This window comes from Rhizohabitans arisaemae (assembly GCF_025996515.1).
GTDB classification, from domain to species: domain Bacteria; phylum Actinomycetota; class Actinomycetes; order Streptosporangiales; family Streptosporangiaceae; genus Rhizohabitans; species Rhizohabitans arisaemae.
Genome location: NZ_BLRH01000060.1, coordinates 415,572 through 441,918 on the forward strand (window position 1 = coordinate 415,572; position 26,347 = coordinate 441,918).

The window sequence follows — 26,347 nt, forward strand, 5'->3', positions numbered from 1 at the left end:
CTAATTGCCTACAATCCAGGCTAGCCAGCACCAACCTCATGCAAGTTGAATAAAACAATCCGAATCTGCCGATCTCCCCAGCCCGCTATCCGTGCACCAGGCCACGCCAGGCCCTCGCAGTCCGTGACCACCCGCCAGACTCCGGGTAACCAATCCCATTTCTATAGAAATATCGATATTTAAGGAAATAGGAGTCAGGCTAGGTTGCCTGATCACCGGTGAAGGCCGCTTGCGGTCCGCCGGAGATGCAGGTACCCGGGGCAAAGGTCCTGGTCGTGCCATGGCGTCGGACGGAATGGCGACTCCGTCCGGCTGCCCGGCGGAAAACCACCGACCACTCAGCCCCCACTAACCCACATTTACAGGCTTTTCTAGATCTTGTCGGAAGATATCCGGAGTGATTGTCTGTGGGCCGAGTCATGTGATCTATCACTGATGCCCCCCGCAGGAGGTCCGGTGTCACGAAGACCCCTCATCCACTCGGTCGCGCTAGCCCTCGCCGGGGCAGCCCTCGTCGTCGCACCCGCGGCAGTGGCCCAGAACCAGACGACCGCGCCCACCCCCGACCCATCGGAGATCCACAACTTCCAGGGTGAGCACCACACCTTGCCCGACGTGGACAACCGGACGGGCCAGGTACCCCCGCCCACCGGGTTGAAGACGCGGAACGCGGGCCAGGAGATCCGGTGGAACTCCCTCGGCACCCCCGCGATCGTCAACGCCGCCGAACCGCTCGCGTCCGGCCTGAACGCCGACCCCGAGCAGGCGGCCCGGGAGTACCTCACCCAGAACGAAAGCCTCTTCGGCCTCACCGCCGAAGCCGTCCAGGCCCTGGAGCGCGTCGCGGTCAACCCGCTCGGCGACGGCGCCGCCGTACTGCTCCGGCAGCGGTTCGGCGACCTTCCGGCGGGCGCGGACGGACTCGTCGCCGTCGGGGTCAACCAGGGCAAGGTGCACTTCGTCACCTCGACCCTGTCCCGTGACACCTCGGCACCCCCGGCCGCCCGGCTCACCGAGCAGCAGGCCCTGCAGGCGGCGGCGACCGACGCCGGGATCGACCTCGCCAAGGCGACCGTCAAGCTGGCCAAGCCGGTCGCGGTGCCGAGCCCGAGCGGGGTGCTCAGCGCGTACCAGGTGGTGCTCGCCGAAGGCGTCCGCTCCGGCGAACCGGTCGCGGTCACCACGCACGTCGACGCCGTGACCGGTGCGGTGATCCTCCGGGAGAACCTGGTCGACCACGCCGACGACCCGGAGCAGGCCCGCTGGAAGGTCTTCCCGGCCGACCCGCCGGACGACTTCTCCTCCACCGACAACCGGGTGACCTGGTGCTTCAAGCCGGGCCCGGACTGTGACGCGGTGATCGGCGGCGACCCGGCGACCGGCAAGGCCTGGGACGTCGACCATCTCACCGGCACCCCGACCGGCACCAGCGTCGGCAACGCCGCCCGGACGTACGAGAAGCGGTCCAGCCCCGACCCGTTCGCGGTCGGCACCCGCTCCGGCGCCCCGGTCGGCGACCGGGACCACGACTTCCCCTGGACCAACGCCTGGTACAACGCCAAGTGCGACCCGGCCACGCTCGACGCCCCCGGCGAGGCCGACCTGGAGGCGGCGATCTCCAACCTGCACGCCATGCACAACCGGATGCACGACTGGTCCTACCGGCTCGGCTTCACCGAGACCGCGTGGAACATGCAGTCGGACAACGGCACCCGGGGCGGGCTCGGCAACGACCCCGAACTGGGCAACGCCCAGGCCGGCGCCCGGGACGCGACGATCCGCAACAACGCCAACCAGATCACCTACCCCGACGGCATCGCGCCGATCACCAACATGTATCTGTGGCAGCCGACCGCCGGCTCGTTCTACGTGCCCTGCGTCGACGGCGACTACGACATGAGCGTGATCGGACACGAGTACACCCACGCCATCTCCGGCCGTATGATCGCCGGTCCGAACAGCGGCTGGAGCGGCTCCCAGGCGGGTGCCATGAACGAGAGCACCTCCGACCTGTTCGCGATGGAGTACCTGTGGGAGTACGGCTACCGCCCGCGCGGCGATTCGCCGTACGTGACCGGTGGGTACGTCACCGGGGACAAGGTCGCCGGCATCCGCAACTACGACATGAGCAAGAGCCCGCTCAACTACAGCGACATCGCCTACGACGTGGTCGGCCAGCAGGTCCACGCCGACGGCGAGATCTGGACGGCGACCCAGTTCGACCTGCGGCAGGCGTTCGTCAAGCGGTACGGCCAAGGCTCCAAGACCGTGCAGCGCAAGTGCGCCGACGGGCGGCTCCCGCTCACCAAGTGCCCGGGCAACCGGCGCTGGGTGCAGCTCTCCTTCGACGCGCTGCTGCTGATGGCCTCGGGCGCGGTCAGCTACGTCGACCACCGGGACGCGCTGCTCGCCGCCGACACGATCCGCTTCGCGGGCGCCAACCGGGACCTGATCTGGCAGACGTTCGCCAGGCGGGGCCTGGGCGCCGGGGCCTCCTCCAACGGGCCGAACGACCCCGACCCCAAGCCGTCGTTCGTCAACCAGGTGGACCTGAACGGCAGGCTCACCCTCAAGCCGACCGGTGACGCCGAGGGCGCCGCGGTCCGCCTCTACATCGGCGACTACGAGGGACGCGTCGTCCCGGTGGCCGACACCGACCCGGCGACGCCGCTCGGCGACACCGTCGAGCTCGCCGAAGGCCACTACAAGCTGCTCGTGGTGGGCGCCGGATTCGGTCACAAGCGCCTGGAGTGGCACTCCCGCTCCGGGGTGGACCGCACCCTGTCGGTGCGGCTGTACCGGAACCACGCCTCCGCCGCGGGCGGTGCCGTCGCCACCGGCGACGGCGTCAACCAGGCCCGGCTGATCGACGAGACCGAGACCACCAACTGGGCTTCCCTGACCGGCCCGGCCGCAGGCCGTACCGTCACCGTGGACCTCGCGGGCGACGGAGCGGTGAAGGTCCGCCGGGTGCAGGTGAGCTCGATGCTCCGCCCCAACATCAACGACCCGGCCGACCCCGGCGGCCAGAACCGCTACTCGGCGCTCCGCAAGTTCCAGGTCCTGGCATGTGACGCCACCGGCGGCCAGGATTGCGCGAGCGACGCCGGATACTCGGTGATCTACACGAGCGCCGACAACGCGTTCGACGGACGGTTCCCGCGGCCCCGCGGCGCCGACATGATCATCAAGTCCTTCGACGTCCGGGACGCGAACGCCACCCACCTGCGGCTGCGGGTGCTGACCACCCAGTGCACCGGCAACCCGCGGTACGCCGGTGAGCAGGACAACGACCCGCGTGCGGCCACCGACTGCGCGACCGCCAGCCCGCTCGCGGGCCAGGTCCGCGCCGCCGAGTTCCAGGCCTTCAGCCGCTAGGAACTCCCCCAGGCCCGGCCCCGGAACCGCCCGGAGCCGGGCCTTCGGCGTTCCGTACGGGCCCGCGGGCCTCCCGAAACGGGCTCAGGATGAGCGCGCGGACGGGCGGTGCCCCCAGGTCGCCCGGCGCCACAGCCATTCGAGCGGTCCTTGGCGGAACCTCCGCAGCCAGAGCGCGGACCACAGCCACTGGACCAGGAGAACGCCACCGGCGATCGACGTCACGGTCGCCGAGGACCAGGTGGCCGGCGCATCGCCGACGAGCCGGGCGATCAGCAACACCAGGACCGTAGCGGTCAGGTAGTTGGTCAGCGCCATCCGGCCGAGCGGTGTGAAGACGGCCTGCAGCACCCGCCGTGCCGGGGTTCTGAGCAGAACCAGGACGGCGCATGTGTACGCGCCGGCCTGCAGCAGCCCGGTCACGGTGAACGTGAAGACATCTCCTGTGCCCGGCAGCCGGTGCAAGAACACGGCCGACACCGCGAAGATCAGGCACAGCGCGGCCGGCACCCGTGTCGAGCCTTCGACCCGGCCGATCACCCCGTACCTGGTCAGTGCGGAACCCAGCAGGAACAACCCGGGGACCATCGAGAAGTGGCCACCCTGGATGATCAGCGACACGGCGATGAGCGCCACGGCCGAACCCGCCACGGCCCAGCGTGGCAGCCACGTCGAAGGCAGCAGCACCACCAGGCCGACGACGGCGTAGACGGTCAGGATGTCGCCCCGCCACAGCAGGAACATGTGCGCCAGGCCGATGGCGAGCAGCACCAGGAGCCGGCGGAGCAGGAGCAGCCGGGGCCGGTCGACGCGCTCCGCGGCGGACTCCAGCAGCAGCGAGAAGCCGACACCGAACAGCAGCGAGAAGATGGGGAAGAAGCGTTGATGGACGAGTACCCCGAGCCAGTCGCCGCCGGAGTCCGGCGCCGCGGCCGCGAACGCGTCGCCCGTCTGGGCGATCGGCACGACGTTGGCGAGCAGGATCCCGCACAGCGCGAACCCGCGAACCACGTCGAGTGCACTGATGCGGGAGCGGGCGGGGGGAGCGTCCCGAGGGGAAACATGTTCGTGTGCCATGCCGCCCCATCCTGCGGAGCCGGCCGGGGCTGCTGCACGGGTCGAAAGCAGGGTTCGCGGCGGAGAAGACTGTACTTTTGACCGGTTCACCAGGAACGACCCGGCCTCCTAGGCTGAACGCGTGCACATCCCGGATCGAACGGCCCGGCCCGCCGGTGACCCGGCGGCGTCCGGAGGTCTCCGCATCGCGGCCGACGTGGGACTCGGCGCCGCGTCCGCAGGGCTGGTCGTCTTCTGGGCGTATCTGATCGCCGATTCCTGGGGCGGCGGCCACTGGTGGTTCGGCGCCGCCGTCGGCGCCGTGGTGTGCGGATTGGCCCTCCTGCGGCGGTACGGCCGCGGGTGGGCGGCGACGGCGGGGCTCGTCGTCGCGGCCACGGTCGTGGCGGCCTCCTGGCTCACCGATCTCCCGGCCGAGCCCGGCCCGGCGACGGTCCTCGGTCTGTCCGTGCTGGTCGGCTCCGCGGTGCGCGCGCTGCCGGTCCCGGCGGCCTGCGCCGTCGCGACGGGCGGGCTCGCGGTGGCCGTCGGCAGCCTGTTCACCGCGAACACGACCGACCCCCTGATTCCCCCCGTGACGATGCTGAACATCGGCGGGTGGCTGGCCGGGCTCGCCGTCGGCGTGGGAACGCGGACGCTCGCCGCCCGCCGCCGGAACCTGGCGGACGCCGTACGCCGCCACGAGCGGCTCCAGCTCGCCAGGGAGCTGCACGACGTCGTCGCCCACCACGTCACCGACATGGTGCTGCAGGCCCAGGCCGCCCAGGTCCTCGCCCGCAGGCAACCGGACCGGCTGCACGGCTCGCTGTCCGACATCCAGGACGCGGGCTCCTCCGCGCTGACCGCGATGCGGAGCCTGGTCGGCCTGCTGCGCCAGGCCGGCGAATCGGTGCCGGCCATGCTCGGCCAGGAGCACCTCGGTGACCTGATCGGCCGTTTCTCCGGCCCCGAGGTGCGTCTGCGCCTGCCCGACGGCATGGACGAGTCGGCTTGGCCACCCGAGGTGACCGGCACCGTCTACCGGGTCGTTCAGGAGTCGCTGACGAACGTCTCCCGCCATGCCCGGCACGCCCGCACCGTCCAGGTCACCGTGGCCTGCGAGTCCGGCGCCGTCACGGTCGAGGTGACCGACGACGGCTCCCCGATCCCCACCCGCCGCCGGACCGGCTACGGCCTGATCGGCATGGAGGAACGGGTGCGGGCGCTGGGCGGCACACTGCGTTCCGGGCCGGGCGGGGGAGGCGGCTGGTCCGTGCTCGCCACCTTGCCGCTGCCCGCGCGGAGCCGGCGATGACCATCGGTGTCCTGCTCGCCGACGACCAGGCGTCGGTCCGCGCCAGCCTGCGGGTCCTCCTGGAGGACGAACCCGACATCGAGGTGGTCGGCGAGGCGGCGGACGGCGTCGAGGCGGTCGCCCTGGCCAGGAGGCTGCGCCCGGACGTCTGCCTGGTCGACGTCCGGATGCCCCGCCTGGACGGCGTCGAGGTCACCCGCGCCCTGGCCGGTCCCGGCGTGGCCGTCCCGCTCCGGGTGGTGGTGGTCACCACCTTCGACCTGGACGAGTACGTCTACGGCGCACTGTGCGGCGGCGCCGCGGGCTTCGTGCTCAAGGACGCGGGGCCCGCCCTGCTGGTGGAGGCGGTGCGCGCGGCGAACTCCGGAGAGACGTTGATCTCACCGGCGATCACCCTGCGGCTGATCCGCCATGTCATGGACGACGGGACGGCGTCCGCCCGGACGCCCGCGCCGCCGTTGTCGGCGCGGGAGATCGAGGTCGCCCTGGCCGTCGCCCGGGGCCGTACCAACCAGGAGATCGCCGCCGAACTGTTCATCGCCCTCACCACGGTCAAGACCCACATCTCCGCCATCCAGGGCAAACTCGGTGTGCGCAACCGCGTCCAGATCGCCTCGTGGGCTTGGGCAAGCGGCCTGATGAGCACACGGCCTCCCCCGGGCCGGCCCTAAGGCCCTCGAAACGGTCAGCGGCGGCGGGGCTCGGTGACCGGGCGGGCGACGGGGACGATCTCGGGGGCGCCGAGCCTGATCGCGTCGGCCTCCTGGTCGGTGTCCTGCTCCTGGGAGGCCCGCTCGGCTTCGACCCGCTTGGTGTAGTACTCCACCTCGCGTTTGATCTTGTCGTCGTCCCAGCCGAGCGGTCCGGCGAGCAGCGTGGCCACCTCCTCGGCCACGGCCAGTCCTCGGTGAAAGGTCTCGATGGAGATGTGGGTACGCCGGGTGAGCACGTCGTTCAGGTGGCGCGCGCCCTCATGGGTGGCCGCGTACACCATTTCGGCCCGGAGGTAGTCGTCGGCCCCGGTGAGCGGATGCCCGAGCGAGGGATCCTCGGCGATCAGCCCCAGCACCTCGTCGATCATCGAGCCGTAACGCTGGAGCAGGTGCTCGATCCGCGCCACGTGCAACCCCGAGGTGTGCGCGAGCCGGTAGCGGGAGTTCCACAGCGCCGGGTAGCCCTCGGCGCCGACCAGCGGAATCCGGTCGGTGCACGAGGGGGGCACCCGCCCGTCGAGCCCGTGCGCCACCGCGTCCACCGCGTCCTTGGCCATGACCCGGTAGGTGGTGTACTTCCCCCCGGCCACCATGACCAGGCCGGGCACCGGGTGGGTGACGACGTGCTCGCGGGAGAGCTTGGAGGTCTCCTCGGACTCCCCGGCGAGCAGCGGGCGGAGCCCGGCGTACACGCCTTCCACGTCGTCGTGGGTGAGTGGGACGGCGAGGACCGAGTTGACGTGGTCGAGCACGTAGTCGATGTCGGACCGGGACGCGGCCGGGTGCGCCCGGTCCAGCGACCAGTCGGTGTCGGTGGTCCCGATGATCCAGTGCCGTCCCCACGGGATCACGAAGAGAACCGACTTCTCGGTACGGAGGATGATCCCGGTCCTGGAGTGGATCCGATCGCGGGGGACCACCAGGTGGATGCCTTTGGACGCGCGGACGTAAATCTGGCCGCGCCCGCCGACCAGCTCCTGGATGTCGTCGGACCAGACCCCGGTGGCGTTCACCACCTGCTGGGCCCGGACGTTGAGGGTGGTCCCGGTCTCCAGGTCGCAGACGCGAACCCCGGTCACCCGCTCGCCTTCCCGGAGGAAGCCGATCACCTGGGTCCGGGACGCGATGTGCGCGCCGTAGGAGGCGGCGGTCCTCAGTACTGTCATGACATATCGGGCATCGTCTACCTGGGCGTCCCAGTAGGCCACGGCCCCCACGAAGGCGGACCGCTTCAACGCCGGGGCGAGCCGCAGTGCCCGGGCTCGCGACAGGTGCCGGTGCCGGGGCACCCCGCGCATCAGCCCCCGCGTGGCACCCAGCACGTCGTAGAGGGCGACCCCCGCCCCCACGTAGGGACGTTCCCACCCGTGATGGGTCAGGGGATACAGGAACGGGACAGGCCTCACCAGATGCGGGGCGATCCGCTGCAGCAACAGCGAACGCTCCTGCAACGCCTCCTGGACCAGCGAGAAGTTGAGCTGCTCCAGGTAGCGCAGACCGCCGTGGATCAGCTTGGACGAGCGTGAGGAGGTGCCCGAGGCGAAGTCGCGCGCCTCGACGATACCGACGGACAGACCCCGGGTCGCCGCGTCCAGCGCCGTACCGGCTCCGACGATCCCTCCGCCGACCACCACGACGTCGACCTCGTGCCCACCCAGATAGGCAAGCGCCGCAGACCGCTCAGCCGGCCCCAACCTGCCCATGCGCGCCCCCTGTTCCGGTCGAATACGAACCCCCTGGGTTCCTACCCGGCGGTAGACCCCCCGAAATCCCCCATGTCACTAGGGTGACGTGGTTATCAGGATGGATCGCTCATTTGGGTGGATCGATTATCCATTCGCCACGTCGCATCACCCCGACGACGGTCAGCTCCTCGGAGAGCACCACCAGGTCGGCGTCCTTCCCCTCCTCCAGCGAGCCGATCCGGTGATCGAGCCCGAGCACCCTGGCCGGAGTCGACGAGGTCACCGCCACCGCGTCCGCCATGGACAGCCCGGCCAGCCGGACCGCCCGCTTGAACGCCACATCCATGGTGAGCGTGCTGCCCGCGAGCGCGCCGCCCTCGGCGAGCCGGGCCACCCCTCCGTCGACGTCCACGGTCATCGCGCCGAGCCGGTAGGACCCGTCGCCCAGCCCCGCCGCCGCCATGGCATCGGTGATCAGAGCGGCCCGCCCGGCGCCCACCGCCTTCAACGCCATCCGGACGATCCCGGGGTGGAGATGGACACCGTCGTTGATCAGCTCCACGGTGATCCGCTCGTCGTTGAGTGCGGCCCCGATCGGACCCGGATCGCGGTGGTGCAGCGGGCGCATGCCGTTGAACAGATGCGTGGCGACCGTACCGCCCGCGTCGGCCCCCGCGACGAACTCCTCGTAGGAGCAGTCGGTGTGGCCGAGCGCCGCGATCACCCCCTCGGCGACGCTCTCCGCGATCAGATCGATCGCCCCGGGAAGCTCGGGGGCGATCGTGATCATGCGGCCGTGGCCCCGGGCCGCCTTCACCAACCGGGCGAACTCCGCCGAATCCGGCCTGCGCAGGCTCCGCGGGTCCTGCGCCCCGCAGCGGGCCGCGGACAGATACGGACCCTCCCAGTGGATCCCGGCGAACAACCCCTCGTCACAGAGTTCGGCGAGTGCCCCCGTCGCGTCCACGAGATCGTCCAGCGGACCCGTCACCAGGCTGGCCAACGCGGTGGTCGTGCCGTGGGCGAGGTGAAAGGCGAACGCCCGCCGGGCCTGCTCAAGGTCACCCGACGGGTAGGAGCCCCCGGCCCCGCCATGGGTGTGCAGATCCACAAAACCCGGTACCACCCAACGCCCCCGCAGGCCGTACCCCTCCTCGGGTGCCACCCCATCGGCGATCCGGGCGATCCTCCCGTCCGCCACCCCGATCCAGCCGTGCCGCACCCCGCCGGGGGTGATGATCCTCGCGTCACCCAGAACTCTCATCAACTCTCCTAGACCGTGGAGCCCCCGGAAGCGTCGACCTCGGGGAGAAGGCGCGGCGTGCCGCCGCACGGCGATGGTAGGTCCCTGTGCCGGATCTCCGGCCGACGGGGTACCGCCGCCGGAGAAGGCTGATGTGAGGTCACTGCACGGGTTCACCGGCACAGCGCCTCGCGAACACGGAAAGGGCAAGGCGCCGGAGTTGTGAACGGGGCTGAGCGTCGATCTCGGTCGCGGGATGGCAACGTGACACTTCAGCCCCTTCTGTGACAATTAGGTCTGCTGTGGGGCTACCACGACTTGCACGCGCTGAAACTCCTTGAGGTCGGAGTATCCGGCGGTCGCCATCGTCCGCTTGAGCGCACCCATCAGGTTCATCGAACCGTCGGCGACCGACGACGGACCGTGCAGAATCTGCTCCAGCGTGCCGATCGTCCCGAACTCCACCCGGCGCCCGCGCGGCAGGTCCCCGTGATGGGCCTCCGAGCCCCAGTGGAACCCGCGTCCCGGCGCCTCGGTCGCCCTGGCCAGCGGCGAACCGACCATCACCGCGTCGGCGCCGCAGGCGATCGCCTTGGCGATGTCCCCCGAACTCCCCATCCCACCGTCGGCGATCACATGGACATAGCGCCCGCCGGACTCGTCCAGGTAGTCGCGGCGCGCCGCGGCCACATCGGCGATCGCGGTGGCCATCGGCACCGCCACCCCCAGCACCGTCCGGGTGGTGTGCCCGGCGCCGCCGCCGAAGCCCACCAGCACCCCCGCGGCCCCGGTCCGCATCAGGTGGAGCGCCGCCGTGTGGGTGGCGCAGCCGCCCACGATGACCGGGACGTCGAGCTCGTAGATGAACTGCTTGAGGTTGAGCGGCTCGGCCCGGCCGGAGACGTGCTCGGCGGAGACCGTCGTCCCGCGGATCACGAAGATGTCCACCCCGGCGTCGATGACCGCCTTGTGGTGCTGGACCGTGCGCTGCGGCGAGAGCCGCACCGCCGTCGTCACCCCCGCCCCACGGACCTCCTCGATCCGCCGGCCGATCAGATCGTCCTGGATCGGAGCGGTGTAGATCTCCTGGAGGCGCCGGGTGGCCGCCTCCCCGTCCAGGGAGGCCACCTCCTCAAGGAGCGGGGACGGGTCCTCGTACCGGGTCCAGAGCCCTTCGAGGTCGAGTACGGCGAGTCCGCCCAGCCGCCCGATCTCGATCGCGGTCCGCGGGGACACCACACTGTCCATCGGGCTGACGATGACCGGGGACTCGAAGCGATACGCGTCGATCTGCCAGGCGATCGACACCTCCTCCGGGTCGCGGGTCCGCCGCGACGGGACGATCCCGATCTCATCCAGCGCGTATGCCCGTCGTCCGCTCTTGCCGCGGCCGATCTCCACCTGTGACACGTCTGTTCCCTTGTCTCATGTTGATGGAGCCCGCCGTCCGGCGGGCTCACCCGTCCGCGCGAGGCTCAGCGGCGATGGTAGTTCGGCGCCTCAACGGTCATCTGAATGTCGTGGGGGTGGCTCTCCTTGAGACCGGCCGAGGTGATCGGCATGAGGGTGGCGTTCTCGTGGAGATCGGCGATCGTGCGCGACCCCGTGTACCACATGGCCTGCCGCAGACCGCCGACGAGCTGGTGGGCGACCGCCGCGACCGGGCCCCGGTACGGGACCTGGCCCTCGATCCCCTCGGGGATGAACTTGTCCTCGCTGGAGACCTCCTCCTGGGAGTAGCGGTCTTTGCTGTAGGACTGGCCGCGCTCGCGGTTGCGCACCGCGCCGAGCGACCCCATGCCCCGGTAGGACTTGAACTGCTTGCCGTTGATGAAGATGAGCTCGCCCGGCGACTCCTCGCACCCGGCCAGCAGCGACCCGAGCATGGCGGTGTCCGCGCCCGCGGCGAGCGCCTTGGCGATGTCCCCGGAGTACTGCAGGCCTCCGTCGGCGATGACCGGGATGCCCGCGGGCCGGGCGGCGAGGGAGGCCTCGTAGACCGCGGTGAGCTGGGGCGCGCCGACCCCGGCGACCACCCGCGTGGTGCAGATGGACCCCGGGCCCACCCCGACCTTGACCGCGTCGGCGCCCGCGTCGATGAGGGCCTGCGCCCCGGCGCGGGTGGCGATGTTGCCCGCGACGACGTCGATCCCGCTGTTCGCCTTCACCTTGGCGACCATCTCCAGCATGCCGCGGGAGTGTCCGTGGGCGACGTCCACCACGAGCACGTCGACGCCCGCCTCGATCAGCGCCTTCGCCCGCAGCTCGGCCTCCCCGCCGATGCCGACGGCGGCCCCCACCACGAGGCGGCCGTCACCGTCCTTGGTGGCGTCGGGGAACTGCTCGCTCTTGGTGAAGTCCTTGACGGTGATCAGGCCGCGGAGCCTGCCGTCCGCGTCGACGAGCGGGAGTTTCTCCACCTTGTTCTGCCGGAGCAGGGCGAACGCGTCCTCACGGGAGACGCCGACCGGGGCGGTGATCAGCGGCATGGGGGTCATGACGTCGCGGACCCGCCGGGACTGGTCGGCCTCGAAGCGCATGTCACGATTTGTCACGATGCCGAGGAGGATTCCGGATTGATCCGTCACAGGAACCCCGGAGATCCGGTAGTAGGCGCAGAGCCGCTCCACCTCGGCGAGGGTCTCCTCCGGCGAGCAGGTCACCGGATTCGTCACCATGCCCGCCTCGGAGCGCTTCACCAGGTCGACCTGCTGGGCCTGCTCCTCCACCGACAGGTTCCGGTGCAGGATGCCCACGCCGCCCTGCCGGGCCATGGCGACCGCCATGCGCGCCTCGGTCACGGTGTCCATCGCCGCCGAGATCAGCGGCACGCGCAGCATGATCGACCGTGACAGCCGGCTCGTCGTGTCGGCCTCACCGGGTGCGAGATCGGAGTACGCGGGCACCAGCAATACGTCGTCGAATGTGAACCCGGGTTCCGTGAACTTCGCCATCCCTGCCCCTCTAGGCCCGCAGACCGAGAAATCCCAGCCGCCTCCCGGAAGGTCCTTCCGTGTGCGGCACTCTCCTTCCATCGTATCGGCCTGCTCAAACGCGTAGGGAGGAAGCGGGGGGACGCACGGTGACGCGTGCATCCCCCCGCCGTCGGCGCCGCCGTGGGATCCGGGCCACGGAACCCCCTCCGTGTCCGTGACGACGGGCTCGCACGACGGCGTCGACGCGGCTCAAGCGTCGGTCACCGCCCGCCGTCTCCGCAACGCGAGAATCTGCAATTGCACCAAGATGCACCCAGGTCTACCCCAGCCCCCTTCACCACCGTCAATGACCTGCAACAAGCCCAGGCTCAGCAAACCCTGAAGGAGCCGGACAACCCGCATCAGGGCGAGTTATCCTCGCTGAACCTCTTGTTCCCTTCGAGGAGACAGCCGTCGATGCCCCCCGAGTACCGAACGACCGAGGACACCTTGACGAGTCTCGGGCTGAGCCCGGGCCAGCTGAGGCTGTACACCGCGGCGCTCCGTCTCCAGCGAGCCACCCCCCAGGAACTCGCGGACGCGATGGACAACCCGGTGACGGAGATCGCCGACGAGCTGAAACCCCTCCTGGCCCTGGGCGTCATCGACGAGAGCTCGGGAGGCTACGTCGCCCGGCACCCGGCCTCCGCGCTGGGCCGCCTCGTCGCGGACCGCCTCGACCAGATCGCGGCCGAGAGCCGCCAGATCGACGACCTGCTCAATTCGATCGACCGGCTCACCCGCCACTACGACGCGGGCCGCGACTACCGTTCGGGAAACCTCGTGGTCGAGATCGCCCGCGGCGTCGACCACCTGCTGGAGAGCGTCCTGGGCTACGCCGTGCAGTCGCCTCCGCTCACGTTGATCGCCGCGGTCCCCGACGCGCGGACGATGACCGAGGTCGTCGGCGGCTACGCCGGGCAGTGGATCGAGGCCCAGCGCGACGGCCTGCTCCGGCTGCGGGTCATCGTCCCGGTCGAGACCGTCCCGCTGCCCGGGGTGGAGGGCGAGCTCACCCGGCTGACCTCGGCGGGCGGGCAGGTCCGGACGCTGCGCAAGGTGCCCAGCTGGTTCGTCGCGATCGGCGAGGACGCGGCGGCGCTGCCCGTTGAATGGGGAGGGAACCTCCCAGAACATGGCTACAACTTCTATCTTGTCCGGTCGCCGATCGTCGTCTCCGCACTCCGGGAACTCTTCAACGAACTGTGGTCGCGGGCCCTGCCCTTCCGGACCCCGACGGAGACCGGAAACGTCCTTCAGGTCATACGGCTGGCCGCGCAGGGCCTCTGCGACGAGCACATCTCCCGCCACCTCGGTGTCTCGGTTCGTACGGTTAGGGCTAGGTTCGCCGACGCTCTCGCGGATTTGGGGGCTCAATCGCGATTTCAGGCGGGTGCCGAGGCGGCCCGACGCGGGTGGCTCGCGTAGTCACACCCGACTTGGCCCCCTTGAACCGCGGAGCGACGATAGCGTGGGATACGTGCTGGACGACGTCCCCCGCGACCCTTTCGCGGACGACCCTGAAGACCCGGCGGCGGCCTTGGGCGCACCCGAGGACGCCGAACCGCTGACGCCCGACGAGCGCAACGAGGCCATCACGGACCTGAGCGACGTCGAAGTCTTCCGCGCCCTCCTGGAACCCCAGGGCGTCCTCGGGCTCGTCCTGGACTGCCCGGAGTGCCAGGAGGCCCACTACTTCGACTGGGAGCTCCTCCGCAGCAACCTCAGACAGATGATCGACGACGGGCGTCCCCAGGTCCACGAACCGGCCTACCAGCCCAATCCGACCGACTATGTGAGCTGGGAGTACGCGCGCGGCTACGTCGACGGGGTCATAGACGCGGAAGAGAATCACTGAGCGAACGCCCGTCCACGTCGAGCACGAACGCGTGCAGCAGCGCGATGACGGGATCCTCGTCCCCGACCGCCGTACGGCGCCTCAGGGCCTCTAACAGCATGTCGGTGTGTTCCTCGTCATCGTGACCGTCGGTCACGCAATCGGCTCCGACGGACCCGCCATCGCACGAAGCCGGGCCAGCGCCCGGTGCTGGGCAACTCGAACCGCACCTGGTGACATACCCAGTACATTACCCGTCTCCTCGGCGGAGAGGCCGACGACGACCCTCAGCGTCAGGAGTTCGCGCTGGTTGTCCGGGAGCCTGGACAGCAGCGCGCGGGCGCGCGCCGCCTCGGTGTAGCGGACCACCGTCTCCTCGGGCCCGGGACGGTCGTCCGGCCCGTCGGGAAGATCTTGAGTGGGTACGGCGGCGCGAATAGAACTCCGCAAAGCGTCCGCGACTTTGTGAGAAGCGATACCGAAAACGAAGGAAGCGAACGGCCGCCCCATGTCGCGGTATCGCGGCAACGCCGCCAACACCGCGATGCATACCTCCTGCGCGACATCATCGGCAATGTGATAGTGGCCGGCCACCCGCCCAAGCCGCCCTCGGCAATAACGAACCACCATCGGGCGTACCCGACCGATCAGCGATTCGATCGCCGATCGGTCGCCCTGTACGGCGAGGCCGGTCAACTCCTTGAGATCGTCCTGGAAGACATGGTCCTCCGACCTCGTCGCAAGCCCTACCCCGGTCGTGGCGTCGGCGACGCATCCCTCGGTCACGTTAGGCATGATGCCCGCCATGATTGAACCTGTCCTCATAGCGAACGGCTACGGATTGGTCACATTGATGCGTCAAACTCGCCAATATAGCTACTTGTAATTGAATGAATGCGCAGAGTAGTGCATCTTAGGGGCGCCTTTCCCAAGAAGTCGTGCAATTCTGCCAAAAGGATGGGCTCGGTATCCGGAACCATTTTCCGGAATCGGCGGAAGCTACTATCGCGTAATAAGTGGCCGCGGCGAGATATTCGCCGCCTGATTGCCCGGCCCCGCCAAACGACAGCGGCGCCCGCCCGGTGATCCGGGCAGGCGCCGTACCGCATGGGCCCGGCACGGAAGACCGCGCCGGGAGAGCTCAGTGGCCGTGACCGTGACCGTGGCCGTGACCGGCCGCGGCGGGGGTCTCCTCCTCGGGCTTCTCCACCACGAGCACCTCGGTGGTGAGCAGCATGCCTGCGATGGAGGCGGCGTTCTGCACCGCCGAGCGGGTGACCTTGACCGGGTCGATGACGCCCTGGGCGATCAGGTCGCCGTACTCGCCGGTGGCCGCGTTCAGGCCGGAACCGGCGGGCAGCTCGCTGATCTTGTGGACGACGACGTAGCCCTCGAGACCGGCGTTCTCGGCGATCCAGCGGGCGGGCTCCACGAGCGCCTTGCGGACGACCGCCACACCCGTGGCCTCGTCGCCGGTGAGCTCCAGGTCGTCGAGCGCGGAGGCCACGTGCACGAGCGCGGAGCCACCGCCGGAGACGATGCCCTCCTCGATCGCGGCACGGGTCGCGGAGATGGCGTCCTCAAGGCGGTGCTTCTTCTCCTTGAGCTCCACCTCGGTCGCGGCGCCGACGCGCAGGACGCACACGCCGCCGGCCAGCTTGGCCAGCCGCTCCTGCAGCTTCTCGCGGTCCCAGTCCGAGTCGCTCTGCTCGATGGCGAGCTTGATCTCACGGACCCGGTCCTCGATCGCCGCCGGGTCACCGGCGCCGTCCACGACGGTGGAGGTGTCCTTGGTGACGACGATGCGGCGGGCGGTGCCCAGCACCTCGAGGCCGACGTGCTCCAGCTTGAGGCCGACCTCTTCGCTGACGACCTGGCCGCCGGTGAGGATCGCCATGTCCTGCAGCATCGCCTTGCGGCGGTCGCCGAACCCGGGCGCCTTCACGGCGACCGAGACGAAGGTGCCGCGGATCTTGTTCGTCACCAGGACGGCGAGCGCCTCGCCCTCGACGTCCTCGGCCACCACGAACAGCTGCTTCTTGGTCTGGGCGACCTTCTCCAGCAGCGGCAGGAAGTCGGCGATCGAGGAGATCTTGCCCTGGTGGAGGAGCACGTAGGCGTCCTCCAGGACGGCCTCCATGCGCTCGGGGTCGGTCACCATGTAGTGCGACAGGTAGCCCTTGTCGAACTGCATGCCCTCGGTGAACTCAAGCTCCAGGCCCATCGCGTTGGACTCTTCGACGGTGATGACACCGTCTTTGCCCACCTTGGCGAACGCCTCGGCGATCAGCCCGCCGATCTTGGGGTCCTGAGCGGAGATGGTCGCCACATTGGCGATCTCGGACTGCTCCTCGACCTCACGGGCCGAGGCGAGCAGCCGCTCGGACACGATCGCCGCGGCCCGGTCGATGCCCCGCTTCAGGGAGAGCGGCTGGGCGCCGGCGGCGACGTTGCGCAGGCCTTCGCGGACCATGGCCTGGGCCAGGACCGTCGCCGTGGTGGTGCCGTCACCGGCGACGTCGTTGGTCTTGGTGGCCACCTCCTTGGCGAGCTGGGCGCCGAGGTTCTCGTACGGCCTGTCCAGCTCGACCTCACGGGCGATCGTCACGCCGTCGTTGGTGATGGTCGGCGCACCGAACTTCTTGTCGATGACGACATTGCGGCCACGCGGGCCGAGCGTCACCTTGACGGCGTTCGCGAGGGCGTTCACACCGCGCTCGAGCGCTCGGCGTGCGTCCTCCTCGAACTCCAGGGTCTTCGGCATTTCGGGTTATCGTCCTCTCGAAACCACTTGATCTACAGGCTCGCCCCAGTCACGACGGCGAAGCCCCAGGCAGGACGCCCGGGGCTTCGGTGACATCATCGGGGTGTTTTACTTCTCGATGATGGCGAGCACGTCACGAGCGGAGAGCACGAGGTACTCCTCACCGCCGTACTTGACCTCGGTACCGCCGTACTTGCTGTAGAGGACGACGTCGCCCTCCTTGACGTCGAGCGGAACCCGCTCGTCGCCGTCCTCGTTCCAGTTGCCCGGGCCTACGGCGAGGACTCGGCCCTCCTGGGGCTTCTCCTTCGCCGTGTCCGGGATAACGAGACCTGATGCCGTGGTCTGCTCGGCCTCAAGCGGCTGGACCACAATGCGATCGCCCAGCGGCTTGATGGCGACCTTGGTGGCGGTCGTCATGTCGGACCTCCCCCTTCGGAAGTCGTGAAGTGTAAACCTCTCGCAGGAACGACCATTGGCCTGCCGTCGCGGGTGTCAGACCTGGCTCGTTGCTATTGGCACTCTCCCTGGGAGAGTGCCAACGGACGAAACAGTATGCGGACGTGCCCAGACAGTCAACACGAACACTCGGCGTTCACCCCTCAGCGGACTCCCCGCACCCCGCACCGAGCCCCACTATCATGGCGAACCGTTCGACATCGAAAAGTTTGGAGTGGACAGATGGGTGACGCCGTCGACACGATCCTCCAGCAGTGGCGTGGCGTCCGGCCCGACCTGGACCACGGCTCGGTCGGCGTCGCCGGCAGGATCGCCCGCGCCTCCCGGCTCCTCGAAGGGGGCTTGAAGGAGTTCTTCGTCACACACGGCCTCGACGCCCGGGAGTTCGAGATCCTCGCCGCGCTGCTCCGCTCCGGCCCCGGCCACACCATGACCGCGGGTGAGCTCTCCTCCTGGGTGATGATCAGCTCCGCCGCGCTGACCAACCGGGCCGACCGGCTGGTCGAGAAGGGGCTCGTCACGAGGAAGGCCGACCCGGCCAACCGGCGGAGCGTGCTCATCACCTTGACGGCCGAAGGGCGGACCCGGGTCGAGGGGGCGATCGAGGGCCGCCTCGCCGACGAGCGGCGGCTCCTGGCCGGCCTCACCGCCAGGGAGCGGGACCAGCTCGCCGCGCTCCTGCGCAAGCTCCTTCTCGCCCGCGGGGACGTCCCCACCCGATGAGACGCTAACGTGCGGAGCCGTGGAGACCGACGCCTTTCACGCACTGCTCACGCCCGACGGCCGGCGAGCCCTGTCCCACGCCGAGGAGCTCCTCGCCTCGGGTGCCGACCGGGTGGCCGCGACCGCGGCGATGCGGCGATCGCACAGTGCGGAGCTGACCGCGAGCGCCCTCACCCAGGCCCGGCTCCGCGAGCGGGCTGTGGACAAGTTCGGGGCCGACGCGAAACTCATGTACTTCACACCACACGGTCTTGAACAGGCAACACGCACAATCGTCGCCACATTGCGGGCAGAGCGTTTCTCAAGTTATCCACAGGCTGTGGACAACGTGATCGACGTTTGCTGCGGCATCGGCGGGGATCTCGTCGCGCTCGCCCGCCGGGGATTGACGGTCGAGGGCGTCGACCTCGACCCGCTCACCGTGGCGGTCGCCCGGGCCAACGTCGCCGCGCTCGGCCTCCAGGATCTGGCCAAGGTCACGGTGGCCGACGCCGCGGAATCCGGCGTCGCGGGCCACGACGCCGTGTTCGCCGACCCCGCCCGGCGGCGGAGCGGCGGTGAGCGGATCTTCGACCCGCACGCGTACTCCCCCTCCTGGTCCACCGTCCTGCGCCTGGTCTCGGGCGCCCGGGCCGGATGCGTCAAGGTCGCCCCCGGAATTCCGCACGAGCTGATCCCCGCCCGTGCCGAGGCGGAGTGGGTTTCGCACCGGGGCGAGGTGAAGGAGGCCGCGCTCTGGTTCGGCGAGTTCACCTCGGGGGCGGCCCGGAGGGCCACCCTGCTCCCCTCGGGAGAGACGCTCACCCCGGATCCGTCCCTGGGGCCGCCACCCGACGGGCCACCCGGGAAATACCTCTACGAGCCGGACGGCGCGGTGATCCGCGCGCATCTGGTGGCCGAAGTGGCCGCCGCCGTAAACGGATGGCTTCTCGACCCACGCGTGGCATATATCACCTCAAATGAATTAATCGGCACACCTTTCGCCACCGCCTATGAAATTGAGGAGGTGCTGCCCTTTTCCCTGAAAAAGCTGCGCGCGGTACTCCGGCATCGAGGCGTCGGCACGGTCACCGTCAAGAAACGCGGATCAGCGGTTGACGTGGAGAAACTACGCAAGGATCTCAAGCTCGACGGCGATCGCAGCGCAGTCGTGGTACTCACCCGAATCGGCATAAAACCATACGCAATCCTCTGTAACCACCTCCGGTGAGCACGGAAACCGGCGTTCCCCGGGAAAATCATGACCTTTTCCAAGCCGCGTGGAAGTACATCGGCAAACGGCTACAGTAAACACCTGAAATTTTCCCCGCCGATTACCAGCCGCTCAATCGCGCGAGCCGTCCGGCGCCCGAGCGCAAGGAGCCCGAAGGATGGATCACTCCAATCACACTCTCCTGCGGGCCGGAAGCCAGACCGCCGTCTCCGACCGGATGCGGGAGCTCCTCGCCCAGGCCGCCCAGGACCACGTTTACGAGCAGCGGACCCAGGGCGCGGTGCTCGACGAGATCCGGCAGCGGATGGAGGGCACCGAGTGGCTCCTGCGCGAGGTGCGCGAACGTGAACTCGGCGGGCTGAGCAGCACCCTGGCCGCGATCGGCGAGCAGCTCGACCGGATGAACCTCCGGGCACCCGGCTGGGCCGAAGGGCTCACCGCCCACCTGGACGCGATCCGCGGCCGGGTCGAACTCCTCGGCGACCTCTCCCTGCTCGGTACGGACGTGGGCGCCCTCGGCGAGAGCGTGGACGACGTCCTCGGCCGCCTGCAGTCGGTGCTGGACGAATCCCGGATCACCGCCGAGCGGCTGGGCGCGGTCGACGGGTCCCTCGCCGACCTCCTGAGGCGGGCGGACGGCCTGGAGAGCGCCGTACCGGCCGCCGGTACGGACGTCAGGCTGGCCGTCGAACGCATGGCCGAGGGGCTCGAACGGATCGGCGAACGGATCGACGACCTCCGGCGGAGCACGTCGGCCGAGCTCACCGCGCTCGGGTCCCGGGTCGAGGAGCGGGTCGAGCTGAGCTGCGCCGAACTCCGGCAGGAGCTCACCCTGCGCATGGACGCGGTGGACCACAGGGTGGGCGAGCTGGAGGCGGCCCTGGGCGAGCGTCTCCGGGGCCTGGACGGGCGCCTGGAGGCCGTCGACGACCAGCTCGCCTCGACCGGTGCGCGGATCGCCCGGCTCCCCTCCGCGCTCGACCTCGCCGATCTCCGGCAGCGGCTGATCGACCTCGTCGAGACCCGGCCCGATCACGAACAGTTCGCGGCACTCCTCAACACGGCCGCCGAGGCGGTCCACAGCGACGTGGCCGACCGTCTGGCCGGCCTGGAGGAGACCCTGCTCGCCCTCGCCGAGGCCCTCCTCCGCCCGGCGCGAAGCGGGAAAGATTAGCCCCGGACGCACGGAATTCCTCGTGGATTCCGCCTTGGCCGAGCGGATCCGCAATGATGTTTAGGCATGACAACTGAACCTGAGAACCGACTCGTGGCTCCGGAGATACCCGCCAACGCGGCCGAGTTTCAGCTCTCTCTGGCCCGCGCCCTGGAACTCCGCAGCATCCAGGGCGAAGGGTTCATCGCGGTCGACGGCGGCGCCCGCGGCAAGCGTTCCCGGATCATCCTCACCTCCCCGGTCAAGGACGGAAACCGGCTCATCGCCGAGCTGCGGGAGTTCTACGGCACGAACCCGGAGGAATCCGGGCTGATCCTGGAGGACCCGTTCGGCCAGGCGGAACTGGAGAGGTACGGCTTCAGCCTGGTCTGGCGGTTCTCCGCCATGATCAGGGGTGTCTCTCCCCTGCCCGCACCCGACCGGCAGGTCGTGGTGGCACGGGTGCGCGACGAGGAGGCTCTGGCCGAGGCGGAACGTACGATCATCGAGGGTTTCCCCCTCCCGGACCTCCGGCCGATCCGGCACGGCACGCTGCTGCCCGTCGCCCTGCTCGGCGCACCGGGGTTCACCGTCTGGACCGTCAAGGTGAAGCACGTCACCGCGGCCGCCGCGGTGGCCATGACGACCGGGACGAGCGTCGGGCTGTACTGGGTGGCCACCCTGCCCGAGTGGCGAGGCCGCGGCCTCGCCAGGACCTTGCTGCTGACGGTGCTCCGCGCCGAGGCCCCGGGGCTGCCCGCCGTCCTGACCGCCACCGAGTCGGGTCTTCCGCTGTATGAGTCGCTCGGCTTCAAGCCGGTGGGGTCCGCGCGCTGGTGGCGGTGGCGGATGCCGGACCGGGCGGCCTTGATCGCCTGATCAGGTGGGGCGGACGAGGCCCGACTCGTAGGCCACGACCACGGCCTGGGCGCGATCCCTGATCGCCAGCTTGGTGAAGATCCTCCCCACATGGGTCTTCACCGTCTGCTCCGCCACCACGAGCTCCGTCGCGATCTCGGCGTTGGACAGCCCCCGCGCGATCAGGGAGAGCACCTCCCGCTCCCGGGCGGTCAGCGCGGCCAGGCGGGGGACCGTGGTCAGGCCGACCGGGCGGCGGCGGGTGAACTCCGAGATCAGGCGCCGGGTCACCGACGGGGCGAGCAGCGCGTCCCCGGAGGCCACCACCCGGACCGCGTGGATCAGCTCCCCCGCCGAGGCGTCCTTCAGGAGGAACCCGCTGGCCCCCACCGCCAGCGCCTCGTAGACGTACTCGTCCTCGTCGAAGGTGGTGAGCACGAGCACCCGGGCGGGTATGCCTCTGCTCACGATCTGCGCGGTCGCCTGCAGGCCGTCCATGATCGGCATGCGGATGTCCATGACTACCACGTCCGGGGTGAGCGAACCGGCCAGGGTGACCGCCTGCTTCCCGTCCTCGGCCTGGCCCACGACCTCGATGTCCGGGTCGCTCTGCAGGAGGGCCGCGATGCCGTCGCGGATCAGAGCCTGATCGTCGGCGAGTACCACCCGGATAGTCATGAGTTGAGGATAGGGTCCCCGGCCCGGGAACCGCACCGGACCTACAGCGGGAGCACCGCCCGAACCGTGAACCCACCGTCGGCATCGGGCTCGGCGGACAGGCTCCCGCCCAGCAGGGTCACCCGCTCCCGCATCCCGAGCAGCCCGTGGCCGGGCTCGCGCCCCTCCTCCCGCTCCACCGGCGACCGACTCGAACCATTCTTGATAAGGAGTGATATTTCCGACTCGTCGTAACCGACGTGGACCTGCACCCACGCACCCGGCGCATGCCTGCGGGCGTTGCTCAACGACTCCTGCACGATCCTGAACGCCGACAACCCCACCCCGGCGGGAACCGGGGCCGGCGAACCGTCGACCCGGAACCCCACCGCCATCCCCGCGCCGCGCGCCTCGCCGATCAGCTCCTCGATCCTGGCCAGATGCGGCTGGGGGGCGCGTTCGGCCGCCGCGTCGGTGGAACGCAGCAGCCCCACCACCCGCCGGGTCTCCGTCAGCGCCTCCTTCGCCGCCACGCGGATCGTGCCGAAGGTTTGTACGGCCTGCTCAGGCAGGTCCGGCATCCGATACGGGGCCGCCTCGGCCTGAACGGCGATCACCGACATGTGATGGGCGACGATGTCGTGCAACTCCCGGGCGATCCGGGACCGTTCCTCCAGCACCGCCCTGCGCATCGTCTCACCACGCCGTTCCTCCTCGCTCACCGCCAGGCTGAGTTCGGCCGTGCGACGCGCTCGGATGGAGTCGCCGAGCACCGGGGGCACCGTGAACACCGCCAGGGCGAGCAGCGCGATGACGGGGTCCATCTGGGACACCAGCGCACCCGGGAGCCAGATCACCCCCACCGACACGGCGGTGGCGCCGACCACGAGCCGCCGTTCATGGACATAGGAGAGGTAGAACAGCACCAGGGCGAAGGCGATACACGCCCCCGGAGCCCACGGCCACCCCGACGACACCGGGACGAAAACCGCGACGGCCATGCCGACGAGCATCACCCGCCAGGCGACGAGCGGTGCCCGGGCCGCCCAGAGCAGCGGCAGGGTCTGCAGGAGCGAGACCGGAAGCCCGGCGGCGGCCTCGATGTGGTTCTCCTCCGACAACGGGAAATAGGTCGCGGAGAACATCCCGAAGGTGAACCCCGTGATCACCAGCCCCGCGGCCCAGGCGATCCACAGCTTGCGGCGGAGCCGACGCGGGATCGGCGTCCGGTCGGGCACACCGGGCGCCTGCCAGACCGCGTCGACGACGTTCCGTACCAGTTGATACACACCGGCGAGCGTACGTGACCGCCTGGTACCCCGCCGTCCCTCGCCGGGACCAAGTCCCGGCTAGCTCTCCGGTGTCAGGCGGTGACCATCGTGATGGGCATGGAGGAGTCCGCCGGGATCGTGAGCTCGGACGGCGAGACCCCCGAGGAAACCAGTTCGGACCCGAGCGCCGCCACCATCGCGCCGTTGTCGGTGCAGAGCCCCGGCCGGGGCACGCGCAGCCGTACCCCCACCTGCTCGCAGCGCTCCTGCGCCAGCGCCCGCAGCCGGGAGTTGGCCGCCACACCGCCGCCGATCAACAGGTGGTCGACACCGTGCAGACGGCACGCCGCAAGCGCCTTGCGGGTGAGGACGTCCACCACCGCCTCCTGGAACGACGCCGCCACGTCCGCGATGTTCATCGAGCCGCCGTTCTTCTCCACATACCGGGCCACCGCCGTCTTCAGCCCGGAGAACGAGAAGTCCAGCGTTCCGTCGTCGGCCTTGCCCCGGGGGAAGGGGATGGCCGACCCCGACCCCTCCCTCGCGACCCGGTCGATGTGCGGCCCACCCGGGAACGGCAGCCCCAGGACCCGGGCCACCTTGTCGAACGCCTCACCCGCCGCGTCGTCGACCGTCGACCCGAGCGAGGTCACCCCGTGGGCCACGTCCGGGACGAGCAGCAGCGAGGAGTGACCCCCGGAGACCAGCATCGCGATACACGGCTTGGGCAGCGGTCCGTGCTGGAGCTGGTCCACCGCGACATGGGCGGCCAGATGGTTCACCCCGTAGAGCGGCTTGCCCAGGCCGTACGCGAACGCCTTCGCCGCGGCGACCCCCACCAGCAGTGCGCCCGCGAGCCCCGGCCCCGCCGTGACCGCGATCGCGTCCAGATCCGCGAGCTTCACCCCGGCTTCCCGCAGCGCGCGGTCGACCGTGGGCATCATCGCCTCAAGGTGCGCCCGGGACGCCACCTCCGGCACCACACCGCCGTACCGGGCGTGCTCCTCGACGCTCGAAGCCACCGCGTCGACCAGCAGTGTGTGCCCGCGCACGATGCCGATCCCCGTCTCGTCACAGGACGTCTCAATGCCCAGGACCAGCGGCTCCGTCTTCACCGGCGTGCCCATGTCATCCCCTCGTGTCATCAGGCCTGGCTGCGCGGCCGTACCTGGAATCTACCGGCACGCCGTACCACCCGGTGCTCTTTGGCCAAGCGCGGCCCGGACACCCGAAACGGCGGCCGCCCACGGCAGGCACGGTCACAGCGGCGACCCGCACGGGAGACCACGCGGTACGGCCGGCGGCGGCGAAAGCCCGTACCGGGCGCTCGGCGAACACGGGAACGGGTCAGGGACCCGTGTCGCGTCTCATGACGATGGCGTCCACGCCGTCGTCATAGTAGCGGCGGCGCAGGCCGATCTTCTCGAAGCCGAATCGGGTGTACAGGTCGCGGGCCCGGGCATTGTCGGCCCGGACCTCCAGGAACACCTCCTTGACCCCGCGGCGGGCCGCCTCGTCGAGCAGCTCGCCGAAGAGCGCGCGGCCGATCCCCATGCCCTGGCGGTCGGTGCGGACCGCGATGGTCTGCACGTCGGCCTGGTCGGCGACGGCGGCGAGCCCCGCGTAGCCCACGATCTCACCGTCGAGTTCGGCGACGACGTAGTGGCGGGTCCGCGACCGATCGTCGAGTTCTCCCCGCATGGTGCTCTCGCTCCACGCGTCGAGGGGGAACATCGCCTGCTCCAGGGCGAGCACCGGGCCGAGGTCGGCTTCGGTCATCGCGCGCAGGGTCGCCGGGGCCCGGCTCACAGCACGGTCACCTTCTTGGGCGGCCCGGGGATCTTGGCGTCGGGACGGCGGAGGTAGATGGGCCGCGGGTCGGTCAGCACGGCGCCGGCGGTCCGCCCGGCGGCGATCTCCTCGGCGGCGAGCGCGGCGAGCGCCGCCGCGGAGGGGTGTTCCGGCGCGCCCGCCACGATTCTGGCGGCGCCGACGGCCTCGGGGTAGAGCTTGGCTCCGTACCCGAGTATCGGCAGGTCGCCGGGGACGTCGCCGGGACGGTCCACCGCGGGGCCGCGGACCCGGGTCCTTTGTCCGGCGTACTCCGCCCAGAAGACCTCCTTGCGCCGCGCGTCGGTGGCGACGAGGAACGGGCCGGTCAGGCCCGACTCGTAGGCCAGCACGTCGAGGGTGCACACCCCGTAGGAGGAGACGCCGAGCGCGGTGGCGAGCGCCTGGGCGGTCATCAGCCCCACGCGCAGCCCGGTGTACGGGCCGGGGCCGGTGCCCACGGCGATGTGGGTGATCTCCTCACGGGCGACCCCGGCGTCGCCGAGTACGGCGGAGACGCCGGGCATGAGCAGCTCTCCATGGCGCCGGGCGTCGATCACGGTCGACTCGGCGAGGGTGCGCCTGCCGTCGTGGAGGGCCACGGTGACGGCGGGGGTAGCGGTATCAAAGGCCAAGACCAGCACGAACTCAGAGCGTAGTCCGTTTCCGCGGTGCCGTGGCCGCCGCGTAGACGATGAGGTTCTCCTCGTACTCGCCTTTCGCCTGATCGAAGGCTCCGCCGCAGGTGACGAGGCGGAGCCCTTCGCCGCCGTACACCTTCTTCGCCGGGAACCTGTCTTTGTGCACCCGTTCCACGGAGTCGACACGGTACGCAACGGTCTTGCCGTCGCTGCGGCTGACCCGGATGACGGCGCCTTTGCGAAGGTCTTTGAGCCGGTAGAAGACGGCGGGGGCGGTTTTGGTGTCCACGTGACCGATCACCACGGAGGCTCCCCCGTCACCGGGGACGGCGCTGAGTTCGAACCACCCGGCAACCTTCGGTTTGGAGTACGGCGGCAGCTCGACCTCGCCGTCGCCGACGAGACCGAGCCGGATGAGCGGAGCCTTGATCTCCAACGCCGGGATGTCGATCGCCGTGGGGGTCACGGCCGGGGGTTCGGGCTCGCCCCGCCCGCTCCCGATCGCGTAGAGAACGGCGGCGGTCACCAGGCCCGCGGCGGCGATCCGCGTCCACTCCCGTTTTGCCACGTCGCGAT

At 70.0% G+C, this 26,347-nt stretch carries 24 protein-coding genes; 9 read left to right on the forward strand and 15 right to left on the reverse strand.

Features of this window, described 5'->3' with window-relative positions:
• Positions 1–456 precede the first annotated feature (456 nt).
• A complete protein-coding gene (locus tag RUR_RS30300; protein WP_283138637.1) occupies positions 457–3,378 on the forward strand; it encodes a M36 family metallopeptidase in 2,922 nt (973 codons plus the stop codon).
• Positions 3,379–3,462: 84 nt separating this feature from the next.
• Here RUR_RS30300 and RUR_RS30305 read toward each other — a convergent pair whose 3' ends face one another.
• Positions 3,463–4,455 carry a DUF418 domain-containing protein gene (locus RUR_RS30305; protein WP_283138638.1) on the reverse strand — a complete coding sequence of 331 codons (993 nt, stop codon included), beginning with the start codon at positions 4,453–4,455 and terminating at the stop codon, positions 3,463–3,465.
• 121 nt (positions 4,456–4,576) lie between these two features.
• Here RUR_RS30305 and RUR_RS30310 point away from each other — a divergent pair, with 121 nt between their 5' ends.
• Positions 4,577–5,749, forward strand: a complete 1,173-nt coding sequence (locus RUR_RS30310; protein WP_283138639.1) for a sensor histidine kinase — start codon at positions 4,577–4,579, stop codon at positions 5,747–5,749.
• Entirely contained in the window at positions 5,746–6,420 is a 675-nt protein-coding gene (locus RUR_RS30315) for a response regulator transcription factor (RefSeq protein ID WP_283138640.1), read from the forward strand. The genes RUR_RS30310 and RUR_RS30315 overlap by 4 nt, the downstream gene beginning before the upstream one ends.
• A 14-nt stretch (positions 6,421–6,434) precedes the next feature.
• Here the strand turns inward: RUR_RS30315 and RUR_RS30320 are convergent, their stop codons facing one another.
• The 4 genes from RUR_RS30320 to guaB all read right to left on the reverse strand — a co-directional run bounded on the left by RUR_RS30320 (position 6,435) and on the right by guaB (position 12,344).
• Positions 6,435–8,165 carry a glycerol-3-phosphate dehydrogenase/oxidase gene (locus RUR_RS30320; protein ID WP_283138641.1) on the reverse strand — a complete coding sequence of 577 codons (1,731 nt, stop codon included), beginning with the start codon at positions 8,163–8,165 and terminating at the stop codon, positions 6,435–6,437.
• A 109-nt stretch (positions 8,166–8,274) separates the two neighbouring features.
• Positions 8,275–9,411: an N-acetylglucosamine-6-phosphate deacetylase gene (gene nagA / locus RUR_RS30325; protein WP_283138642.1), complete on the reverse strand. Its 1,137-nt coding sequence runs from the start codon at positions 9,409–9,411 to the stop codon at positions 8,275–8,277.
• 270 nt (positions 9,412–9,681) lie between these two features.
• Positions 9,682–10,800 (reverse strand): GuaB3 family IMP dehydrogenase-related protein, encoded by a 1,119-nt coding sequence (locus RUR_RS30330; RefSeq protein ID WP_283138643.1) that lies wholly within the window; start codon positions 10,798–10,800, stop codon positions 9,682–9,684.
• Positions 10,801–10,865: 65 nt separating this feature from the next.
• Complete coding sequence (guaB, locus tag RUR_RS30335; protein WP_283138644.1) at positions 10,866–12,344, reverse strand: IMP dehydrogenase; 1,479 nt, start codon at positions 12,342–12,344, stop codon at positions 10,866–10,868.
• A gap of 438 nt (positions 12,345–12,782) precedes the next feature.
• Here guaB and RUR_RS30340 point away from each other — a divergent pair, with 438 nt between their 5' ends.
• Together RUR_RS30340 and RUR_RS30345 are read left to right on the forward strand one after the other, a co-directional pair.
• On the forward strand, positions 12,783–13,793 hold the full coding sequence (locus tag RUR_RS30340; RefSeq protein WP_283138645.1) for a helix-turn-helix transcriptional regulator: 1,011 nt from the start codon (positions 12,783–12,785) through the stop codon (positions 13,791–13,793).
• A gap of 43 nt (positions 13,794–13,836) precedes the next feature.
• Positions 13,837–14,223 (forward strand): DUF5319 domain-containing protein, encoded by a 387-nt coding sequence (locus RUR_RS30345; protein ID WP_346349080.1) that lies wholly within the window; start codon positions 13,837–13,839, stop codon positions 14,221–14,223.
• Here the strand turns inward: RUR_RS30345 and RUR_RS30350 are convergent.
• The 4 genes from RUR_RS30350 to groES form a co-directional block, all read right to left on the reverse strand.
• A complete protein-coding gene (locus RUR_RS30350; protein WP_283138646.1) occupies positions 14,198–14,323 on the reverse strand; it encodes a hypothetical protein in 126 nt (41 codons plus the stop codon). The genes RUR_RS30345 and RUR_RS30350 overlap by 26 nt on opposite strands.
• A gap of 32 nt (positions 14,324–14,355) precedes the next feature.
• Positions 14,356–14,997 (reverse strand): sigma-70 family RNA polymerase sigma factor, encoded by a 642-nt coding sequence (locus RUR_RS30355; protein ID WP_428847053.1) that lies wholly within the window; start codon positions 14,995–14,997, stop codon positions 14,356–14,358.
• A gap of 346 nt (positions 14,998–15,343) precedes the next feature.
• Positions 15,344–16,966: a chaperonin GroEL gene (groL, locus tag RUR_RS30360; RefSeq protein ID WP_283138648.1), complete on the reverse strand. Its 1,623-nt coding sequence runs from the start codon at positions 16,964–16,966 to the stop codon at positions 15,344–15,346.
• A 108-nt stretch (positions 16,967–17,074) separates the two neighbouring features.
• Positions 17,075–17,386, reverse strand: coding sequence for a co-chaperone GroES (groES, locus tag RUR_RS30365; RefSeq protein ID WP_283138649.1), 312 nt, complete (start codon positions 17,384–17,386; stop codon positions 17,075–17,077).
• A gap of 261 nt (positions 17,387–17,647) precedes the next feature.
• On the opposite strand from groES, the gene RUR_RS30370 reads away from it, so the two are divergent.
• The 4 genes from RUR_RS30370 (at position 17,648) to RUR_RS30385 (ending at position 21,393) form a co-directional block, all read left to right on the forward strand.
• A complete protein-coding gene (locus RUR_RS30370) occupies positions 17,648–18,148 on the forward strand; it encodes a MarR family winged helix-turn-helix transcriptional regulator (RefSeq protein WP_283138650.1) in 501 nt (166 codons plus the stop codon).
• 19 nt (positions 18,149–18,167) lie between these two features.
• Complete coding sequence (locus RUR_RS30375; RefSeq protein ID WP_283138651.1) at positions 18,168–19,358, forward strand: class I SAM-dependent methyltransferase; 1,191 nt, start codon at positions 18,168–18,170, stop codon at positions 19,356–19,358.
• A gap of 160 nt (positions 19,359–19,518) precedes the next feature.
• Complete coding sequence (locus RUR_RS30380; RefSeq protein ID WP_283138652.1) at positions 19,519–20,535, forward strand: hypothetical protein; 1,017 nt, start codon at positions 19,519–19,521, stop codon at positions 20,533–20,535.
• Positions 20,536–20,601: 66 nt separating this feature from the next.
• Positions 20,602–21,393: a GNAT family N-acetyltransferase gene (locus RUR_RS30385; protein WP_283138653.1), complete on the forward strand. Its 792-nt coding sequence runs from the start codon at positions 20,602–20,604 to the stop codon at positions 21,391–21,393.
• Here the strand turns inward: RUR_RS30385 and RUR_RS30390 are convergent, their stop codons facing one another.
• From RUR_RS30390 to RUR_RS30415, 6 genes are all read right to left on the reverse strand, one after another.
• Entirely contained in the window at positions 21,394–22,050 is a 657-nt protein-coding gene (locus RUR_RS30390) for a response regulator (protein WP_283138654.1), read from the reverse strand.
• A gap of 41 nt (positions 22,051–22,091) precedes the next feature.
• The gene (locus tag RUR_RS30395; protein ID WP_283138655.1) at positions 22,092–23,318 is read right to left on the reverse strand and encodes a sensor histidine kinase; all 1,227 of its coding nucleotides are present in this window, start codon (positions 23,316–23,318) and stop codon (positions 22,092–22,094) included.
• A 74-nt stretch (positions 23,319–23,392) separates the two neighbouring features.
• The gene (gene tsaD, locus RUR_RS30400) at positions 23,393–24,445 is read right to left on the reverse strand and encodes a tRNA (adenosine(37)-N6)-threonylcarbamoyltransferase complex transferase subunit TsaD (RefSeq protein WP_283138656.1); all 1,053 of its coding nucleotides are present in this window, start codon (positions 24,443–24,445) and stop codon (positions 23,393–23,395) included.
• Positions 24,446–24,647: 202 nt separating this feature from the next.
• On the reverse strand, positions 24,648–25,079 hold the full coding sequence (gene rimI, locus RUR_RS30405; protein ID WP_283139851.1) for a ribosomal protein S18-alanine N-acetyltransferase: 432 nt from the start codon (positions 25,077–25,079) through the stop codon (positions 24,648–24,650).
• A gap of 26 nt (positions 25,080–25,105) precedes the next feature.
• Positions 25,106–25,774, reverse strand: coding sequence for a tRNA (adenosine(37)-N6)-threonylcarbamoyltransferase complex dimerization subunit type 1 TsaB (gene tsaB, locus RUR_RS30410; RefSeq protein WP_283138657.1), 669 nt, complete (start codon positions 25,772–25,774; stop codon positions 25,106–25,108).
• Between the two features lie 4 nt (positions 25,775–25,778).
• The gene (locus tag RUR_RS30415; RefSeq protein ID WP_283138658.1) at positions 25,779–26,339 is read right to left on the reverse strand and encodes a class F sortase; all 561 of its coding nucleotides are present in this window, start codon (positions 26,337–26,339) and stop codon (positions 25,779–25,781) included.
• Positions 26,340–26,347 lie beyond the last annotated feature (8 nt).

Bases quoted from the DNA above. Each gene is read 5' to 3' on its own strand.
- groL (WP_283138648.1), bottom strand. From the start codon at position 16,966: ATGCCGAAGACCCTGGAGTTCGAGGAGGACGCACGCCGAGCGCTCGAG.
- RUR_RS30315 (WP_283138640.1), top strand. From the start codon at position 5,746: ATGACCATCGGTGTCCTGCTCGCCGACGACCAGGCGTCGGTCCGCGCC.
- RUR_RS30305 (WP_283138638.1), bottom strand. From the start codon at position 4,455: ATGGCACACGAACATGTTTCCCCTCGGGACGCTCCCCCCGCCCGCTCC.
- nagA (WP_283138642.1), bottom strand. From the start codon at position 9,411: ATGAGAGTTCTGGGTGACGCGAGGATCATCACCCCCGGCGGGGTGCGG.
- RUR_RS30390 (WP_283138654.1), bottom strand. From the start codon at position 22,050: ATGACTATCCGGGTGGTACTCGCCGACGATCAGGCTCTGATCCGCGAC.
- RUR_RS30340 (WP_283138645.1), top strand. From the start codon at position 12,783: ATGCCCCCCGAGTACCGAACGACCGAGGACACCTTGACGAGTCTCGGG.
- RUR_RS30380 (WP_283138652.1), top strand. From the start codon at position 19,519: ATGGATCACTCCAATCACACTCTCCTGCGGGCCGGAAGCCAGACCGCC.
- RUR_RS30320 (WP_283138641.1), bottom strand. From the start codon at position 8,165: ATGGGCAGGTTGGGGCCGGCTGAGCGGTCTGCGGCGCTTGCCTATCTG.
- RUR_RS30385 (WP_283138653.1), top strand. From the start codon at position 20,602: ATGACAACTGAACCTGAGAACCGACTCGTGGCTCCGGAGATACCCGCC.
- RUR_RS30350 (WP_283138646.1), bottom strand. From the start codon at position 14,323: ATGCTGTTAGAGGCCCTGAGGCGCCGTACGGCGGTCGGGGACGAGGAT.
- tsaD (WP_283138656.1), bottom strand. From the start codon at position 24,445: ATGACACGAGGGGATGACATGGGCACGCCGGTGAAGACGGAGCCGCTG.
- groES (WP_283138649.1), bottom strand. From the start codon at position 17,386: ATGACGACCGCCACCAAGGTCGCCATCAAGCCGCTGGGCGATCGCATT.
- RUR_RS30370 (WP_283138650.1), top strand. From the start codon at position 17,648: ATGGGTGACGCCGTCGACACGATCCTCCAGCAGTGGCGTGGCGTCCGG.
- rimI (WP_283139851.1), bottom strand. From the start codon at position 25,079: ATGACCGAAGCCGACCTCGGCCCGGTGCTCGCCCTGGAGCAGGCGATG.
- guaB (WP_283138644.1), bottom strand. From the start codon at position 12,344: ATGGCGAAGTTCACGGAACCCGGGTTCACATTCGACGACGTATTGCTG.
- RUR_RS30355 (WP_428847053.1), bottom strand. From the start codon at position 14,997: ATGCCTAACGTGACCGAGGGATGCGTCGCCGACGCCACGACCGGGGTA.